Annotated in this window: 2 protein-coding genes; both read left to right on the top strand. The window is 71.2% G+C overall.

Annotated features, from left to right (window positions below):
• A partial coding sequence (locus EPN98_RS24435; protein ID WP_293365620.1) for an HNH endonuclease signature motif containing protein occupies positions 1-974 on the top strand: 974 nt, incomplete at its 5' end.
• Between the two features lie 177 nt (positions 975-1,151).
• Positions 1,152-1,353, top strand: a 202-nt coding sequence (locus EPN98_RS24440) for a hypothetical protein (protein WP_293365621.1), incomplete at its 3' end; no start/stop codon positions are given.

The raw sequence follows: 1,353 nt of genomic DNA on the forward strand, positions 1-1,353 counted from the left end.
ACAAGACCCGGATGACCCAGGCCGAAGCCGCCCGCAAGGTCAAGCTCGCCAAAGCACTCGAGCAGCACGAGCCGGTCGCAGAAGCCCTCGCAGCCGGTGACGTGCTCCTCGACCAGGCGGCCGCGATCTGCCACGCGGTAGACGCGCTGCCCGACCACGTCGAGGCTGACACCAAGACCCAGGCCCGCGACTTCCTCCTGAACGCGGCTAAGGACCACGACGCGAAAGTGCTACGGATCCAGGGCCGCCGGATCCTCGATGTGGTCGCTCCGGAGGTGGGGGAGGCCGAGGAGGCCAGGCAGCTCGCCAAAGAAGAACGCGAAGCCGAGGCCAAAGCCCGCCTCAGCATGCATGACGACGGCCACGGCACCACCTACGGCCGGTTTGCGATCCGCACCGCCGAGGCCGACATGTTCCGCAAGGCTCTCCAGGCGATCGCGTCACCCAAGGCCGGCGGCGAAGGTCTGTCGCCGCACGGGATGGGGCTGGCGTTCATGGAGTACGTCCGCCGCTACCCGGCCGACCAGCTCCCCACCGCCGGCGGCGTCGCCGCGACCGTGGTCGTGACGATGACCCTGGAGACCCTGCTGGGTGGGCTGAAGGCAGCGCAGCTCGACACCGGCACCATGATCAGCCCCGGCCTGGCCCGCAAGCTCGCCTGTGAGGCCGGCGTCATCCCCGTCGTCCTCGGCGGCAGGAGCGAGGTCCTCGACGTCGGCCGCAGGCGCCGCTTCCACACCAAGGCCCAACGGATCGCGATGGCCGTCCGCGACCAGGGGTGTGCCGCGATGGGTTGCGAGCGGCCGACCTCGGCCTGCCATGCCCACCACCTCATCCCCTGGTCCAAGGGCGGCGACACCTCCGCGGAGGGCGGTGTGCTGCTCTGCCCGAGACACCACACCCTCGCCCACCACGACGACTACGACCTCACCCACCACCCCGACGGCAAGATCGCCTTCACCAGACGGGAGTAGAGGACGGGAAGTCAGGGCCAGGCGTGGCCGGTTCGGGAACACTCAGAGACGGCCGATCAGAGTCTGCTGCGCACCGCTCTGGGTCGGGTGGATGATCCGCGCAGCATGAAGCCCTCCCTGCGCAGGCCTTTCCACGTCCCGGGTGTCGGCACCGCCGGATAACCTGCGGCGATGGCGGTGACATGGGCGCAAGCGCTGTCCTGGCGGCTGGGTCGCCACCTGCTCGACCCGGTCGGGACCGGGTCGGTCACCGACGTGGTCCGTCGGCTGGGGCCGGTGCCCGCGTGGCCGGACCTGGCGGCGGAGCTGGCGATCGGCGCGCGGCGTGCCGACGGCCGGCTGGGTGACGCGGCGCGCGCGCTGGCGGCGGGGGAGGTGG

The sequence above is a fragment of the Phenylobacterium sp. genome (assembly GCF_004299445.1).
Lineage (GTDB): Bacteria > Pseudomonadota > Alphaproteobacteria > Caulobacterales > Caulobacteraceae > Phenylobacterium.